Genomic DNA, 15,527 nt, shown 5'->3' with positions numbered 1-15,527 from the left:
CTGATCGGCTTTCGGTAGGCCCATAATTTCGAGCGGCAGCATCACGTTGCGCTCAACCGAACGCCACGGGTAGAGCGTCGGGGCTTGGAAGACGTAGCCATAGGCCCGGTCGAGCCGCGCCTGCTCCGGGGTTCCGCCATTGACCAGGGCCGTACCCGAGGTCGGGTGCTCGAGATCGGCAACAACCCGCATTAGCGTGGTCTTACCGCACCCCGAGGGGCCGATGAAAGAAACGAAGTCTCCCTTATTGATGGTCAGATTGACATTGGACAGCGCCGTAACCGGATGGTCGGCGGTTTGATAGACCAGCGACAGATCGGCAATTTCCACTACCGCCTGCGCGTCCGCCGCCTTGGGGGAACCGCTTGCGGCCCCGCTCATATCGTCCATCCGCATCACCTTTTGCATTCGCGCCGTCACCACCCTAGCAAGTCTATCCGAAAAGAAGAACGGGCATAGGCCGTGTAAAGCCTATGCCCGTTTACCCTACTCCGCTGCCGCTTTTGCCATCGGATTATTGGGGTGCGTCGTCCAATTGGCGTAAGGCCGGTCGGTATCCACCGCCTCCATCGTGATGCAATCGGGCACCGGACAGGCGATCATGCACAGGTTACAGCCAACGCATTCCGAATCGACCACCTCGAAGTACCGCTTGCCGTCCTTCTCCTTGGCAATCGCCTGATGCGACGTATCCTCACACGCGATATGGCAGCGCCCGCAGGAGATGCACAGATCCTGATTAATCCGCGCCTTCAGATCGTGATTGATATTCAGGTACTGCCAGTCGGTGACATTCGGCACGGCCTTGCCGACGAAATCATCGAGTTTGGCGTAGCCTTGGCTATCCATCCAGTTGGAGAGCCCATCAATCATGTCTTCGACGATCTTGAAGCCATAGACCATCGCGGCGGTACAAACCTGGACCGAGCCCGAGCCCAGCGCCATGAACTCCGCCGCGTCCCGCCACGTCGTGATGCCGCCGATACCCGAAATCGGCAGGCCGCGCGTGTCCATCGTCCGGGCGATTTCCGCCACCATGTTCAGCGCAATCGGTTTAACCGCCGGGCCGCAGTAGCCGCCGTGGGTGCCCTTGCCGTCGACCACCGGCTCTGGGGCCATTTTGTCGAGATTGACGCTCATGATCGAGTTGATCGTATTGATGAGCGATACCGCATCGGCCCCGCCCGCCTTCGCCGCCCGCGCCGGGCCGAGGATGTTCGAGATATTCGGCGTGAGCTTCACGATCACCGGCATGCGCGTGTACTGCTTGCACCAGCGCGTGACCATTTCGACATATTCGGGCACTTGGCCCACTGCCGCGCCCATGCCGCGTTCGGACATGCCGTGCGGGCAGCCGAAGTTCAGCTCGATCCCATCCGCGCCGGTTTCCTCCACCAGCGGCAGGATGTTTTTCCACGAGTCTTCGTTGCAGGGCACCATCAGCGATACGATCATGGCCCGGTCGGGCCAATCGCGCTTTACTTCCTTGATTTCCCGTAAGTTAACCGCAAGGGGCCGGTCGGTAATCAACTCGATGTTATTGAAGCCCATCACCCGGCGGTCGCCATCGTGCCACGCGCCGTAGCGCGAGGTGACGTTGACCACGGGCGGATCTTCCCCCAGCGTCTTCCACACAACGCCACCCCACCCGGCCTGAAAGGCGCGGATAACGTTATAGGCCTTATCCGTCGGCGGGGCCGAGGCCAGCCAGAAGGGGTTCGGCGATTTGATTCCGGCGAAATTGGTGCGCAAGTCAGCCATTGCTCTATCCCCCTAAGCCGTCAAGGTCGCATGGATCGAGAGCGCGGCCTGTTTGCCGTCCTCGACCGAGGCCACCGTAAGATCTTGCCCGCCCGCAACGCAGTCGCCGCCCGCCCACACGTTCGGCAGCGACGTGCGCCGGTCGGTATCGACCTTGATGCGACCCTTCTCCAGCACCAGCCCCGGAAATTCCGGTTCGGCATAGGTTTGGCCGATGGCTTTGAAAATTTGATCGGCGGCCAGGGTGAAGGTCTCACCCGTCCCCGTCACAGCGCCGCCGGTCAGCGTGGTATATTCAAAGGTAATGCCGCTCGCCATGCCATCGGTCGCCTCAACCTTCACGGGTTTGGCCCAATGTTTGATTTTCACGCCGTTGGTCTGCGCCCATTCCTGCTCGACCGGGGTTGCCGTCATGGTTTCGACGCCGCGCCGATAGACGAGGGTCACGTCTTCCGCGCCGAGGCGTTTCGCCTGGGTCGCGGCATCGATGGCGGTATTGCCGCCACCGATCACCACCACGCGCCGCCCGATGGGAAGTTGCGCAAGGTCCGCCGTCTGGCGCAGTTTGGCGATGAAATCGACCGCATTTTCCACGCCCGGCAACTCTTCGCCCGGCGCATTCAGCGCATTCACCCCGGCCAAACCGAGGCCGAGGAAAACCGCATCGAAACCTTTTTGGAGATCCTCTAGCGAGCCATCGCGCCCGAGTTTCCAGTCGGTGACAACGGTAATGCCGCCGATGGCGAGGATATAGTCGATTTCCTTTTGAGCGAAATCATGGGGCGTCTTGTAAGCCGCAATCCCATATTCATTCAGCCCGCCGAGCTTGGCCCGGCCTTCATAAACCGTCACATCATGGCCGAGGCTGGCGAGCTTATGGGCCGCCGAGAGGCCCGCTGGACCGCCGCCGACCACGGCCACGCGCTTGCCCGTATGGGCGGCACGGGTGAAAATCTGCACGTCTTGTTCGAACAGCCAATCGCCCGCCCGCCGTTGCAGTGCGCCGATTTGCACGGCCTTATCTTCATAGGTGTTCCGCACGCAGGCTTGCTCGCACAGAATCTCGGTCGGGCAAACGCGGGCGCACATGCCGCCCATGATGTTCGCCGACAGAATATCGGTGGCCGAGCCCTTCAAATTGCCCGTGCCGATTTTCCGAATAAAGCTCGGAATATCGATGCCCGTCGGACAGGCCGCCACACAGGGCGCGTCGTAACAGAACAGACAGCGATCCGCCTCGACCAGCGCTTGCGCCGGGGTGAGCGGCGGGTGCGCGTCGCCGAAATTCTCCGCAAGAACCCCTGGCGACAGGCGGCCTGCGGTAATATCCACCAAATCCTTCATGAACCCCTCCGTCTTCCGCTTCTGCGAAATGACTTCGAACCCTGTTGATGTTTATTGTGATTATTTGAAGGATGTTATTGTTTGACTAAACGGTCAAGCAAAAAATTGACCATTTAGTCAAGATTTTCGATTTACGCCGAGGCCGCTTCGACCATCGCATGCAGCAATACATTGCAGCCCGCCGCACAGTCGCTCGCCGTGGCGTTTTCGACTTCGTTATGGCTAATGCCGTCTTCGCAGGGGATGAAAATCATGCCCGTGGGTGCGACGCGGTTGATGTAGCAGGCGTCATGCCCCGCGCCGCTGACGATTTCCATGCTGGAGAAGCCTAAGCGCTGGGTGGCGTTGCGCACCGCGCCGACGCATTTATCGTGGAAGGTCACGACCGGCGAGTGCCAAATCTGCACGAGATCGACGGTTAGCCCGTGCTCGGCGGCGATTTTGGCGACCGAGGCGCGCATTTCCGCGTCCATCGCCGTCAGCGCCTCTTCGTTCGGATTGCGGAAATCGATCGTGAAGAACACTTTGCCGGGAATGGTATTGCGCGAATTGGGCGTGACGTTGAGCAAGCCAACTGTCGCCCGGCCAAAGGGCTTGTGCGACAGGCCGATGCGGTTGACCTCGACCACCATTTTCGCCGCCCCAACCAGGGCATCGTGCCGAATTTCCATCGGCGTCGGCCCGGCGTGGGCCTCCTGGCCGGTCAAGGTGACTTCATACCAGCGCTGGCCTTGCGCGTGGGTGACGACGCCAATCGTTTTGGTTTCGGCTTCCAGAATCGGGCCTTGCTCGATATGGGCTTCGAAATAAGCCCCCACCGGACGCCCGCCGACGGGCAAATCGCCCGCATAGCCGATGCGCTGCAATTCCTCGCCCATGGTTTTGCCGTCGAGATCGGCGCGCGACAGGCCATAGTCCAGATCGAACACGCCCGCGAAGACGCCCGAGGCCACCATCGCCGGAGCAAAGCGGCTGCCCTCTTCGTTCGTCCACACCGCCACTTCCACGGGCGCTTCGGTCTCGATACCGAAATCGTTCAGCGTGCGGACGACTTCGAGGCCCGCGAGCACGCCATAGACGCCATCGAACTTCCCGCCCGTGGGCTGGCTATCCAAATGGCTGCCGGTCATCACCGGCGGCAAATCGTTATTCTTCCCCGGACGGCGGGCGAAAATATTGCCCATTTTATCAACGGAGATGGTGCAGCCCGCCTCTTTACACCATTTAGCGAAAAGATCACGGCCCTCGCGGTCAAGGTCGGTCAGGGCCAAGCGGCAGACGCCGCCCTTTTCCGTCGCGCCAATCTGGGCCATGTCCATCAGGCTTTGCCACAGGCGGCCCTCGTTGACCGCCATGTTCGACCGATCTTTTGCACTCTCTGCCACGGGCCTGCTCCCTGCCGTAATCCCAAACCTGCGGAAGGGGGCAGCCGGGCAAGCCTGCCCGTTCGGGGCGATGCCCCGCTGTCCTACTCCCGCTCGAAACCCATCGTTGGCCGCGCCGGTCTAACGCCCGCGCTTTTCACCAACACTTCCTGTTGAGCAAAAAGCAGACCAGTTTCTGACCAAACGGTCAAGAGCATCATTATAAGGGTTTGGCGAGACCGCCGAGGACCATCTGGGTTAGCAACTGCGCCGCCTGCTCGAAATCCGCGTCTTCCAGCGCCTCTTTTCGCAGCAGAATGGTGATTTGGGTGGCAAAATCCGAATAATGCTGCGTGGTTGCCCAAATCGTAAACAGCAGGTGGCGCGGATCGACGGGCGCAAGTTCACCCCGGTCGATCCAGCCTTGGATAATCGAGGCCTTGGCATCGACCCAGGCCAGCAACCGATCTTCCAAATGTTTGCGGATCAGCGGCGCACCGTTCAAAATTTCATTCGCCCAAACCTTTGACGCCTGGGGCCGGACGCGCGAATAATGCAGCTTGGCGCGAATGTAGGATTCCAGCGCCGGGCGGGCCGAATCATGGGCATCAAAGGCCGCCGCCGACAGCCATTCTTCCAGAATATCCTTCAGCACGCGCAGGTAGAGCGCTTCCTTGGTGCTGAAATAATAATGGATATTGGCTTTCGGAATCCCCGCCCGCTCGGCGATTTTCGCCGTGGTCGCCCCATGCAGCCCATAGGTGGCGAAAACCTCTTCGGCCACCGCCAGAATCTCGGCCTCGGAGCGCGCGCGTCCCCGGCGCCCGGCGGGGGGGGAGTCGGTCGCGGCAGCAAGGGGGGTCGGGTCAGCCGAAGGCTGCGGGGGCAGGCGGGTATCCATGCGGGCAATCATTCCACAGGTCGCGCGGCAACAGCAATTGTATCGGTAAGAATTTCGCCGTTAGAGCCGCATTACCTGCGCGCTCCCCCCCATCGCCGCCAGCCGCAGCCGATCCCCGGTGGCAATCCCATTGATGTCAGCCACCAAAATCGGACAGCGCAGGCCGTAGAGCGATTCCGCTACCAGCGCCGCCACGGTCAGGATCGGATCGGGCCGCGCCAATAGAATCCCAAGCGGCCCCGTGCCGAGGCGTAGACATTCCGCGAGAACGGACGATGAGGAGGAGGAGCCACGCCCACACGGCATCACCAGAATCTTCCCCGCTAGGCTTTGCCCCACCTGCGGGTGCGAACGGTCGATAATCTCCCCCGTCGCCACCGCAACCCCGCCCCAAAAGCTGAGCGGATCGGTAAGGACGATAGCCAATCCCTCCGCCTCCCCCGCCGCATAGGCCCGCCCGTCCCGGATCATCGGCGCACCACCCGCCCGGCAACGGCGGAGGCGATACACTCTTCCAGCTCCCCGAAAGCCACCTGCACGCCGAGATTACCGGGCGCGTAATGGGCCCATTTGCCCGAATTGGTCATCACCACTCCATCGAGCTTTTGCAGAATCGCGGTGATATAGGTGCAAGTATCGGCGACCGGAATTAGGCCAAAATTTTCCAAACCCGCGAGCGCGCCGGAAGCTTCCAGCGCCGCCAACGTCGCCCGGCCCGTATTCACGTAAATCGGAATGCCTTTGTTGGGAGCCGCCGCGCGCAGGAGCGGAATCAGTCGGTCCCATTCGGCGGCGGAAAAATGCGGCGTGCCGAGACAAACCGCGCTCAGGGCCACCCCATCGGGCACGGTGGAAAGATGCGCCAGCGCGTCCCGCACATCCGCCGGGGTGATCTCAATAATCTCCGCAGGCGCGCGCCCACCGAAAGCCGTCGAAAGCGTCGGCGCTTCCGGGGTGATCCCCACCGCATGAAACAGCCCGACCGCCCCCGCCGAGGCCGCCGCCGCGCCAAGGGCTTTCAACTGGTCCTCGTCGCGCGGGGTCGGCAACCCGTCGATCACCGGCACGCGCTCGCCGCTCGCGGCCCCGATGAGCAGCCCAACGGCGACAAACAGCCCGTCGGCCGGCTCTAGGGACGCCGGAAAGCCGGTTAGCCGGAACAGGATCTCGCCCCGCCGGTTTTCGTCGAGATGCAACCCCCAGGCGGGGGCGCGGCCTGTCAGCGCGCAGCAGAGATCGATAAAATCGCCATAACGGTTCGTGCGCGCGCCAATCACCGAATTCGCAAACACAATCGCGTTCGATTCGCCCCAAGCGATCTGCTCGCCGAACTGGGGTCGGTAGAGGGTTTGATAGGGCGCACAGGTGAAGCTGGGAATGCAGCCCAAGGCCTCATGGGCCTGCATCAGCCGCCGCGCCGGGCTCTGCTCTTCGGGCGATAGCAACACCAATTCGGGGTGAATAAGATCGAGCGAGCCGACGTTCAACGTCGTCGGCACCCGCACCCGGCCCCCGCCCGCAACGAGTTTATCAACGAAATCGAGGCTCACCTGACCGTGATAGAGGCAGCCATCGATATGGGCGCGGGAGATATCCAAGAGCGCTCCGGCCCCCAAGGCTTCGGAAAACGCCGTGAGAATCGCCATGGCGGCGGCGGCGGCGGCTCCGCCCTCGCCGTTTCGTAAGGCCTCATCGCTCGCGGTGAGCTTGAGGGACACGCTCACTCCTCCCGCCCGAACCCCGATGCGGTCGCGAGGTGATCGAATAGGCCGGGGGTTGCAGCGATCACTTCGCCGCCCGTCTTTAGCCCATCGCCCGCCAGAAAATCATTCACTCGGCCGCCCGCTTCGGTGATCATCAGCAGCGCGGCGGCAACGTCCCAGGCGTTGATGTGCTTTTCCCAGAAGCCATCCGAGCGGCCCGCCGCGACATAGGCGAGACCCAAGGAGCCCGAGCCTGCGCGAATAAACTCGCTCTTGCCCGCGACCAACCGGTTGATGGTTTCAACCGTAAGCGCGGGGGAGGCTTTGAAATTAAAGCCAATGCCGAAGCGCGCCTTCAATGGGTCGGTCTCGCCGGTTACGGAAATTTTGGCCCCGTTCAGAAACGCCCCCTGCCCGCGCCGAGCGGTGAACATTTCCCCCACGATCGGATCGTAAATCAGCCCAATTTCCAAGGTCGTTCCGACCATAAACCCCACCGAAACGCACCAATGGGGAATGCCGCGCAGGAAATTGGCGGTGCCGTCGATGGGGTCGATAATCCAGCAACCCGCACCGTCGCCGCCCTGAAACCCGCCTTCCTCGCCCAAAATCCGATCCTCAGGGAACAGTGCGCGCAGGGCCCCGACGATATGATCTTCTGCCGCCCGGTCGGCGATGCTCACCACATCCTGCAACCCTTTATGCTCGATGACCAACTCGTGCCGACGCCGGAAAAAATCGGCGGCTTTATCGCCCGCTTCCCGAGTGATCCCAAGGGCGGCGGCATAGCGAAGGGTCAGGTCGGCCGGGGTCGGCATAATCGGAAATCTTTCATCCAAAAAGGTTAACCCTCTGAAGGGTTGCGCATTTTTGCAGATTGCGCCGACCGACGATAGCCCGATTCCGCCTCCTTATCGCGCCAACCAACCGCCATCGACGGGAATAATCGTGCCTGTGACATAACCCGACGCGGGGGCCGCGAGAAACAAGACCGCCGTCGCCAGATCCTCCGGCACGCCCCAGCGCCCGAGCGGGATGCGCTCTAAAATCTGCCGCTGCCGCTGCGGATCGGCGCGAAGCGCCGCCGTATTATCGGTTTCCATATAGCCAGGGGCGATGGCATTCACCGTCACGCCCAGCGGAGCAAGCTCGTTCGCCATCGCTTTGGTAATCCCGGCGACCGCGTGTTTGGCGGCGGTATAGGCGGGCACGCGAATGCCGCCCTGGAACGATAGCAGCGACGCGATATTGATGATCCGCCCAAACCCGCGCGCGACCATCGAGCGCGCCACGGCCTGGCTCAGGAAGAATAGGCTCCGCTGGTGCACCGCCGTGACGGCATCCCAATCGGCCTCGCTGAACTCCAGCAGATTGGCCCGCCGAACATTGCCCGCATTATTCACCAGAATGTCGATGGGAAACGCCTCCCGCTCCAACCGCGCCACGAGGACGGCGAAATCGGCGGGCTGGGTCAGATCCTGCTCCACCCCAATGAAGCGGCGGCCCAATGCCCGAACGGCGGCTTCCGTATCAGGCATCGGCGAGGAGCCAAGGCCGATGATATCGGCCCCCGCCTCCGCCAAGGTCAGCGCAATTGCCTGCCCGAGCCCCGTGCGGGCACCCGTTACCAACGCGCCTTTTCCCGTCAAGTCGAAGTGATTGGCCATTATTTAAGCCTCTGAATGGGAATATGATCCATGTCGCTGAAGGATTGATTATCACCCGCCATTGCCCAAACGAAAGCATAAGCCCCCGTGCCCGCGCCACCATGGATCGACCAGGGCGGCGAAACCACCGCCTGCTCATTGCGCACGATCAGGTAGCGCGTCTCCTCCGGGCGGCCCATGAGATGAACGACGAGCCGATCCTCCGGCATATCGAAATAGAGGTAGGCTTCCATGCGCCGGTCGTGGGTATGGGGGGGCATGGTATTCCAAACGCTGCCGGGCTCGAAGCGCGTGAGGCCCACGACGAGCTGACACGTCGGCATCAAGCCATCGTGAATATATTTGTTGATCGTGCGTTTGTTAGCGGTTTCGGCGCTGCCCATCGGCTGCGGTGCCGCTTCGGCCTTGGTGACTTTCCGGTTCGGAAATTTGGCGTGCGCCCCCGCCGAAACGGCTTAGAGCTTCGCCGGATGGGCGGGATCGACCGAGGCGAAACTCACGCCCGTTGAAGCTTTACCGATATAAAGCGCGTCCTCATTCTCCAGCGTGAAGGTTTCGCCATCCGCCGTAATGCGCGCACTGCCCCCGCCAATGTTGAGGACGGCAAGCTCGCGCCGGTCGAGAAAATCCGCCGCGCCTGCCGCCTTCGCAAGCTCCGCCCCCAAGCTCAAGGGGGTTGCCAGCGGACAAAGGCCAATCAGCACCAAACGGTCGTAATGGGTGTAAACGGCCTTCACTGCGCCCGGCTCGAATAGGCTTTCCACCAAAAAATTCTGCCGCAATTCGGCCGTGCCCATGCGTTCGGCATGGTCGAAATGGACCGCGTAGCGATTGTCCATAAAACATCTCCATAAAGGGGGTTAGCGCTGGGCCTCGCCGGTCATGGCCGAGACCTGGACGCCGTGGGTGCGGATTTTTGCGTCGAGCGCGGCAAGATCGGGCAGCGCCGGGAGCTGGGCGAGCGCCGCGCGCACCGCCGCCTTATCCTTCTGGGCGATGACGGCACAGGCGAGCAGGTGGCGGCCCGCCGGAAGGGTGGCCCGCAACTGCGGCACCATCGTTTTCGGCGCGATCAGATTGGTATTCGGCGGGGCCTTATGGTTCAGGCCGACGCGGGCAAGGCTCGATCCCAGATCGAGAATGGCCGAAATATCGTCCGGTGTTTCGATCAACGCCTGCCCAGCCCGATCCTCGATCCGATCCGCAAACGGTTCGCTTCGCGGCACGGCGAAACCGCCTTCGATAATGTGCACTTCGCACGGTGTGTCGATACGATGCAGGCGGATTTGAAATGGGCCGTCCCAATAGGTCCAGCTTTCGACCAACACATCGGGGTAAGGCCGCCAGCGCGCATAGAGCGTATCGCCCGTAATTGAAGCTTCCTCGTTGGCCTCGCGGACGCGGCCATGTTTGCCGTCATCGGAAAAGGCCAGGGCACTATCGTAAACCCGGTCGAAAAACTCACGCTCGTCGCTTTCCACCGAATAACCGTAGCGGGCGGAATAGGCGAATTTGGCGTATTTCTCCGCCCCGAACCGCATGGCTTGGTTCTGCTGCCCCGAGGCGAGTGCAATCACGTCGCCAGGCGGATGGGTGAGCAAAAAGCCGGGATGCTTTTGCGCCACCGGCCCCGCGACCGCAGGCGCTGCCACTTCTTCCGCCACCCAAAACGGGTGGGTTTCGGGCAAGGCCAGCGGCAGAAAGGCTTTGAGCGCCCAATAGGGCGAGCCGCCGGAATTATAATTCTCGGACATCAGCAGATTGGGATAGGCGTAACCCACCGGCAAAACCCCGTCGCGCGCCGCAAACGGCTTGGCACCCCACCAGCGCAACTGACGCAGGAAAAACCCCATGAGCACGCCCCACGGCAAGGTTTCTTCGCCCGCGAGCGCCAGCGCACCCCAAAAACCGGCATTGGCGAAGCGATAGGTCATGGAGCGACCGAAGGCGAGCGCGCGGCCATCATCCGCATACCAATGGGCCATATCCTGGGTGAATAGGCGGGCGCGCTCCCGGTAGCGCGCGGTGAATTCGGTTGTCTCGCCGAGCGCCGCCAGGGTCAGCCCGTAGAAATGGAACGCGAAGGGAATGTAATAATCGATCTGCCGCGCCATACCGTCGCGATACCAGCCATCGCCTAAATAGAAGCCCTCAAGCTCCTGGGCATAGGAAATCGTGTGAGGCTTGATCGACGGGGATACCGACCGTCTTCAACCCCATATCCAGCATCAAGCGGAAGAACTTCCAATTATTGTCGACATGGGCAAACGCCCGCGCCTGGGTGAGATAAGCCGCCGCCCGGTCGCGCTGCACGGGGGTCAAGGGCGCCCAAATTTTATCCGGCACCAGCCGCAACGCGAGGCCAATTGCCGCCATTTCGACAAGACGCTGATCGACAGCAGCTGCTGGTCGCGCGGGCAGGCCTGGATGATCCACGGCTATGCGCAATGCGCGCTAACGACGGGGAACGCCGCCGATCTAGCCATCGCCAAACGCCTCGCCGCCAAGGCCGAAGCCTTGATGGGCTCCGATAAAGTCCCAGTTTGGGATTTCAGCGTCACCGACCCGGCCCTTGCCTTTCGCGAAAGCTCAGCGGCAGCCATTATGGCGGCGGGGGCCTATCTTATCGCGGCGCAAGTTCCGGGGGAGGAAGCCGAGCGCTGGACGGCTTTCGGCGACCGGCCGTTGAACGGTTTGCTGGAAACCTGCGATCTCACCGCCGACCCGAAAGCGCATGGCATGCTGGCACATGGGGCGTCCCACATTCCGCGCGGGCTGAACGATACGATGCTACCCTATGGTGATTACTACTTCATGGAAGCCTTGATGCGCGCGCTGGGCCATCGGCATTTCTTCTGGTAAGGGATGCTCGGATTTCCAGAGTAAGACGTGGGGCTATGACCCTGCGAGCAGGCGGCGGATATGGTTGAGAAATTATCGCCAACATTGAGCGACATCGCCCGCGAAGCCGGGATCTCGGTCGCATCCGTCTCGAAAGTGCTGAACAACCGCATCGGCGTCAGCACGAAAAGCCGGGAACTCGTGTGGGCCATCGCCAATCAAATGGGTTATGCGCCGAAATCGGCCCGCGCGGAGGCGCCAGCGGGCAGCATCGGCAGTGTCACCATCGCAACCCCCGCCGCCTTTTTTGCCTCCGGTCAATTCTATGAAGAAGTGATGCGCGGCATGCTGGACGCCGCGACATCGGCTCAACTCACCGCCAACGTCCGGCTGCTGCCGAGCAATGAAGCGACGAGCCGAGCCGAAATCGAAGATCTGCTGGCAACCTCGGCCCCGCAATCCCTACTGATGCTCGGCTTGGACGGCCCGGAGGTAGTAGAGCCCATCGTTGCCTCGGGCATTCCCACGGTGCTTGTCAACGGCATGGACCGGATGATGCGCCTGTCGGGCATCACGCCGGACAATCGCTTCGGCGGTTGGCTTGCAACGCAGCGGTTGCTGGACGCGGGGCACCGCAATCTGGTGCATATCACGCGCAAGCACCGAATTTCCCGCCTTCGCCGTCTGGATGGGTTTTGCGACGCCCTTGCCGAAGCCGGCATTGCCTACGATCCCGCCCAACATCTCATCGATCTGCACGAGCATGATATGCAGGAGTTCGAAGCCGGAACCGCTATTCACCGAGCCTTCGACCAGGGAAGGCTTGATTCAGCAACCGGGTTCGTCTGCTGTACCGACGTGATCGCCATTAGTGTGCTGCAAGCGCTCGAAGCGCGCGGCTATAGCGTGCCGCATGATTACTCGGTGATTGGCTTCGATGATATGACCATCGCCCACCATTCGCACCCGCCGCTGACCACAATGCGCGTGTATCGGGAGGACATGGGACGGGCCGCCGTCGCCCTGCTGAAAGACCTGATCGCCGACCCCAGCCCCTGCTCGCGCCGACTATCGGTCGGGGTGGAGTTGGTCGAGCGCGCGTCGGTGGGGCCGCCCCGGTCCAAACGCCCGTGAGGCTGAGTTTTTTCAGCACGCTCGCCTGCCCAACGGCAAGCCTCGGCAAGATTCTGGCCTTTAGCCGCGCCTTCGGGTTCAGCGGCGTCGGTCTGCGCGCGGTTGCCGGGGAACTCGATCTACTGAACCTGCCCGAATTCGCGCCTACCGCGCGCCCCCTCACCCGTCGCCGCTTTGCCGACGCAGGGGTTGCCCCAGAAATACGACTGACCTCCGTGCGCCTGGCGGACGCACGGTCGACTGATTTACAAGGGGCGCGGGGGATGATCGACCTCGCCCAGGCTCTCGGCATCCCCTTCATCCGCGTGTTCGGCGGGCCGGTTCCGGCAGGGATGGCGCGGACCGACGCGCAAGATCGGGTCGCGGCGGGCTTGCGCACCCTCGCCGATAACGCCTTGGGCACCGGAGTAACGGTACTGCTCGAAACCCACGATGATTTCAGCGACACGCGCCGGGCGGCGGCGGTCATGGGCCGTACCGATCATCCTGGCGTCGGCCTGCTGTGGGACATTCACCATCCCTATCGGCTCGCCCAGGAGCCCGTCACCGAAACCTGGGCACGGATCGGCAAATGGGTCCGCGCCTGCGACGTGAAGGATTCGCGGCCCGACGCCACGCACCGGCTTGGCTACCGTTACGCGCTGCTAGGCGACGGCGATGTTCCCCTGGGGGAAGCTTTCGCTCTGCTGAAAATCGCCAATTTCACCGGCCCGCTCTCGTTTGAGTGGGAAAAGCTCTGGCTCCCTGAGCTTGCCGATGCCGCAATCGCCCTACCCCATGCGGCGCAGAATATGCGCGCCCTCTGGTCGGAGGTATGATGACCCCATGAAAAAGCTCCCGGCCGATTGGTTTCTACGCGCCCGCTTGAAGTTTCGGCATTTGCAACTGCTGCAAGCGATCGACGATCACCGCAATATGCATCGGGCCGCTCAAGCTTTGACCATGTCGCAGCCCGCCGCCTCCAAACTGCTCACCGATCTTGAATCCGCGCTCGACCTGCGCCTATTCGAGCGGCTGGCGCGCGGGTTGGAGCCAAACTGGTATGGGCAGGTGCTCATCCGGCACGCGCGCATGGTTCTGGCCGAACTCAATCAAGCGGGGGAGGAGCTTTCGGCCCTTATGGCAGGTGAAGGCGGGGCTGTTACGATCGGCACCGTGATGGCCCCGGCGGTGGATGCTGTCCTGGGGGCGGTCGAATCCGTTCGTTATGCCCGCCCCGGCCTGCTGATTTCAGTGCAGATCGATACCAGCGACACACTGATTCAAAAGCTTCTCGACGCAAAACTGGATATGGCAGTCTGCCGAATTCCTCTGGGGGCCGACCCCACCTCCTTCCTCTACGAAGAGGTGGGGGAGGAGGAGCTTTGCTTTGTCGTTGGCGCGGGGCACCCGCTGGCCGGGCGCGCTCAGATAAATCTGGATGATTTAGTCGATCAAGCGTGGGTTTTGCAGCCGCGCGGCACCTTGTTGCGGCGGCGGATCGAAAGCCTGTTCCAGGCGGTAAACCTGCCCATTCCCCGGCAAGTGATGGAAACCAGCTCGGTCTTCATGTCGCTGGCTGCCGTCGCGCGCAACCAAAGCATCACCGTTGTCGTCCGGTCGGTCGCCAACCTGTTTGAAACGCCGGATCGCTACTGCACGCTGCCGTTCAAGGACGTTATTTCGGTTGAACCCTTCGGGCTGGTGCGCTTGCGCAATAAAATGCTCTCCCCCGGGGCGAGCGCGGTATTTGAGGCGCTTCAGCAGGCCTTGGGGGCCAATCGCCCTATCCAACCGTAAACCGATACTCTGTGCGCTGACGATACACCGCGCCGGGCGCAAGCCGGGCCGAAGGGAAATGGGGCTGGTTCGGGCTATCGGGGAAAAATTGCGGCTCCAGCGCGATGCCCGCGTAAGCGCCGTGGGGCGCGCCAAGCCCGTAGCCGTCGTAGACCTGTACTCCCGGCGCGTCGGTGGCGACCGTCAACCGAAGTTTTCCGTCCGGGCCAACCAAGGTTACGCATGGCCCAAAAACCCCGAGCGGCTTGCGCAGCACAAAGTTGATGTCGTAGGGCGTCGTCGGCGGTTGGTGCAGCGTCCTTAATTCCCGAAAATCGAAAGGCGTTCCCGCTACCTGCCGAATTTCGCCGGTGGGAATAAGGTCGGCATCCACGGGGGTGTAGAAATCCGCCTCGATCTGCATTTGGTGGTCGCGGATATCGCTCCCCGGCGCGAGGGTGAAATAGGAATGATGGGCGAGGTTCATCACCGTCACCGCGTCGCAAAGGGCGGAATAGGTGACGGCAAGGGTGCCGGGCTCCAGCACCGCATAGATGCAGGTGATGACCGCATTCCCCGGATAGCCGTTGTCGCCTGCGGGCGAGGCCAACTGGAGCGACACCATCGTGTCGGTCTGGGCGATGATCTGCCAGTGCCGATGGGATATGCCCGGCGCACCGCCGTGAAGATGCTGGCGGGCGCGCTCGTTCCGGTCCACCTCGATACGCGCCCCGTCTAAAGAGAACCGACCGTTCGCAATCCGATTGGCGTAGCGGCCCGCCGTTACCCCCAGATAGGCGGGATTATCGGCATAGCCCGACAGCGCCGCGTGGCCGAGAACGACCGACTGCGGCCCCTGTGCGGTTTCTAAGGAAAGATCGGCAAGGGTCGCGCCGAAACTCAAGATTTTCGCCCGCATCCCGCTAGCGCCGGTGAGGGTGACGGCCTCAACCGGCTGGCCGCCGATTTCTCCAACCCTCTGTCGGCTCATGCCGCCCCCCGCCGCAAGCTCGAAAACGAGCGCGTAATCGCGCGCTGAAACACAATAAAGGCG

Annotated in this window: 17 protein-coding genes and 1 pseudogene; 4 read left to right on the top strand and 14 right to left on the bottom strand. The window is 62.2% G+C overall.

Going from position 1 to position 15,527, the window contains the following annotated elements; genetic code table 11:
• The 13 genes and pseudogenes from ACIQ36_RS10940 to ACIQ36_RS10880 all read right to left on the bottom strand — a co-directional run.
• Positions 1 to 381 (bottom strand): ATP-binding cassette domain-containing protein (locus ACIQ36_RS10940; protein WP_395829109.1); only part of this gene is annotated, 381 nt, incomplete at its 3' end.
• Positions 382 to 486: 105 nt separating this feature from the next.
• Positions 487 to 1,761, bottom strand: coding sequence for an NAD-dependent dihydropyrimidine dehydrogenase subunit PreA (preA, locus tag ACIQ36_RS10935; protein ID WP_395829105.1), 1,275 nt, complete (start codon positions 1,759 to 1,761; stop codon positions 487 to 489).
• A 12-nt stretch (positions 1,762 to 1,773) separates the two neighbouring features.
• Positions 1,774 to 3,105, bottom strand: coding sequence for an NAD(P)-dependent oxidoreductase (locus ACIQ36_RS10930; RefSeq protein WP_395829103.1), 1,332 nt, complete (start codon positions 3,103 to 3,105; stop codon positions 1,774 to 1,776).
• A 131-nt stretch (positions 3,106 to 3,236) separates the two neighbouring features.
• A complete protein-coding gene (locus ACIQ36_RS10925) occupies positions 3,237 to 4,460 on the bottom strand; it encodes a Zn-dependent hydrolase (RefSeq protein WP_395829107.1) in 1,224 nt (407 codons plus the stop codon).
• Positions 4,461 to 4,689: 229 nt separating this feature from the next.
• On the bottom strand, positions 4,690 to 5,370 hold the full coding sequence (locus ACIQ36_RS10920) for a TetR family transcriptional regulator C-terminal domain-containing protein (RefSeq protein WP_395829102.1): 681 nt from the start codon (positions 5,368 to 5,370) through the stop codon (positions 4,690 to 4,692).
• 60 nt (positions 5,371 to 5,430) lie between these two features.
• On the bottom strand, positions 5,431 to 5,880 hold the full coding sequence (locus ACIQ36_RS10915) for an aconitase X swivel domain-containing protein (RefSeq protein ID WP_395829100.1): 450 nt from the start codon (positions 5,878 to 5,880) through the stop codon (positions 5,431 to 5,433).
• Positions 5,838 to 7,094, bottom strand: coding sequence for an aconitase X (locus ACIQ36_RS10910; RefSeq protein ID WP_395829098.1), 1,257 nt, complete (start codon positions 7,092 to 7,094; stop codon positions 5,838 to 5,840). The genes ACIQ36_RS10915 and ACIQ36_RS10910 overlap by 43 nt, the downstream gene beginning before the upstream one ends.
• Positions 7,091 to 7,891, bottom strand: coding sequence for an inositol monophosphatase family protein (locus tag ACIQ36_RS10905; protein ID WP_395829096.1), 801 nt, complete (start codon positions 7,889 to 7,891; stop codon positions 7,091 to 7,093). The genes ACIQ36_RS10910 and ACIQ36_RS10905 overlap by 4 nt, the downstream gene beginning before the upstream one ends.
• Positions 7,892 to 7,984: 93 nt before the next feature.
• Positions 7,985 to 8,740 (bottom strand): 2-dehydro-3-deoxy-D-gluconate 5-dehydrogenase KduD, encoded by a 756-nt coding sequence (kduD, locus tag ACIQ36_RS10900; protein ID WP_395829094.1) that lies wholly within the window; start codon positions 8,738 to 8,740, stop codon positions 7,985 to 7,987.
• Positions 8,740 to 9,180, bottom strand: a pseudogene (kduI, locus tag ACIQ36_RS10895) (5-dehydro-4-deoxy-D-glucuronate isomerase); the annotation flags it as partial. The pseudogene kduI and the gene kduD, both read right to left, overlap by 1 nt.
• Positions 9,181 to 9,195: 15 nt before the next feature.
• Positions 9,196 to 9,579, bottom strand: coding sequence for a hypothetical protein (locus ACIQ36_RS10890; RefSeq protein WP_395829092.1), 384 nt, complete (start codon positions 9,577 to 9,579; stop codon positions 9,196 to 9,198).
• Positions 9,580 to 9,600: 21 nt separating this feature from the next.
• Entirely contained in the window at positions 9,601 to 10,854 is a 1,254-nt protein-coding gene (locus ACIQ36_RS10885) for a DUF2264 domain-containing protein (protein ID WP_395829090.1), read from the bottom strand.
• Between the two features lie 37 nt (positions 10,855 to 10,891).
• Entirely contained in the window at positions 10,892 to 11,176 is a 285-nt protein-coding gene (locus tag ACIQ36_RS10880; RefSeq protein ID WP_395829088.1) for a DUF2264 domain-containing protein, read from the bottom strand.
• On the opposite strand from ACIQ36_RS10880, the gene ACIQ36_RS10875 reads away from it, so the two are divergent.
• From ACIQ36_RS10875 to ACIQ36_RS10860, 4 genes are read left to right on the top strand one after another with little or no spacing between them, the layout of a single operon-like run.
• Positions 11,168 to 11,602, top strand: a complete 435-nt coding sequence (locus ACIQ36_RS10875; RefSeq protein WP_395829086.1) for a hypothetical protein — start codon at positions 11,168 to 11,170, stop codon at positions 11,600 to 11,602. The genes ACIQ36_RS10880 and ACIQ36_RS10875 overlap by 9 nt on opposite strands.
• A gap of 60 nt (positions 11,603 to 11,662) precedes the next feature.
• On the top strand, positions 11,663 to 12,715 hold the full coding sequence (locus tag ACIQ36_RS10870) for a LacI family DNA-binding transcriptional regulator (protein WP_395829084.1): 1,053 nt from the start codon (positions 11,663 to 11,665) through the stop codon (positions 12,713 to 12,715).
• Positions 12,712 to 13,533, top strand: a complete 822-nt coding sequence (locus ACIQ36_RS10865; RefSeq protein ID WP_395829082.1) for a sugar phosphate isomerase/epimerase family protein — start codon at positions 12,712 to 12,714, stop codon at positions 13,531 to 13,533. Before ACIQ36_RS10870 ends, ACIQ36_RS10865 begins: the two co-directional genes overlap by 4 nt.
• 7 nt (positions 13,534 to 13,540) lie before the next feature.
• Positions 13,541 to 14,494: a LysR family transcriptional regulator gene (locus ACIQ36_RS10860; RefSeq protein WP_395829080.1), complete on the top strand. Its 954-nt coding sequence runs from the start codon at positions 13,541 to 13,543 to the stop codon at positions 14,492 to 14,494.
• Here ACIQ36_RS10860 and ACIQ36_RS10855 read toward each other — a convergent pair.
• A partial coding sequence (locus ACIQ36_RS10855) for an aldose epimerase family protein (RefSeq protein ID WP_395829078.1) occupies positions 14,481 to 15,527 on the bottom strand: 1,047 nt, incomplete at its 5' end. The genes ACIQ36_RS10860 and ACIQ36_RS10855 overlap by 14 nt on opposite strands.

Origin of the sequence: Elstera sp., assembly GCF_044372965.1 — a bacterium.
Lineage (GTDB): Bacteria > Pseudomonadota > Alphaproteobacteria > Elsterales > Elsteraceae > Elstera.
This window is presented reverse-complemented; position numbering and strand designations above follow the sequence as displayed.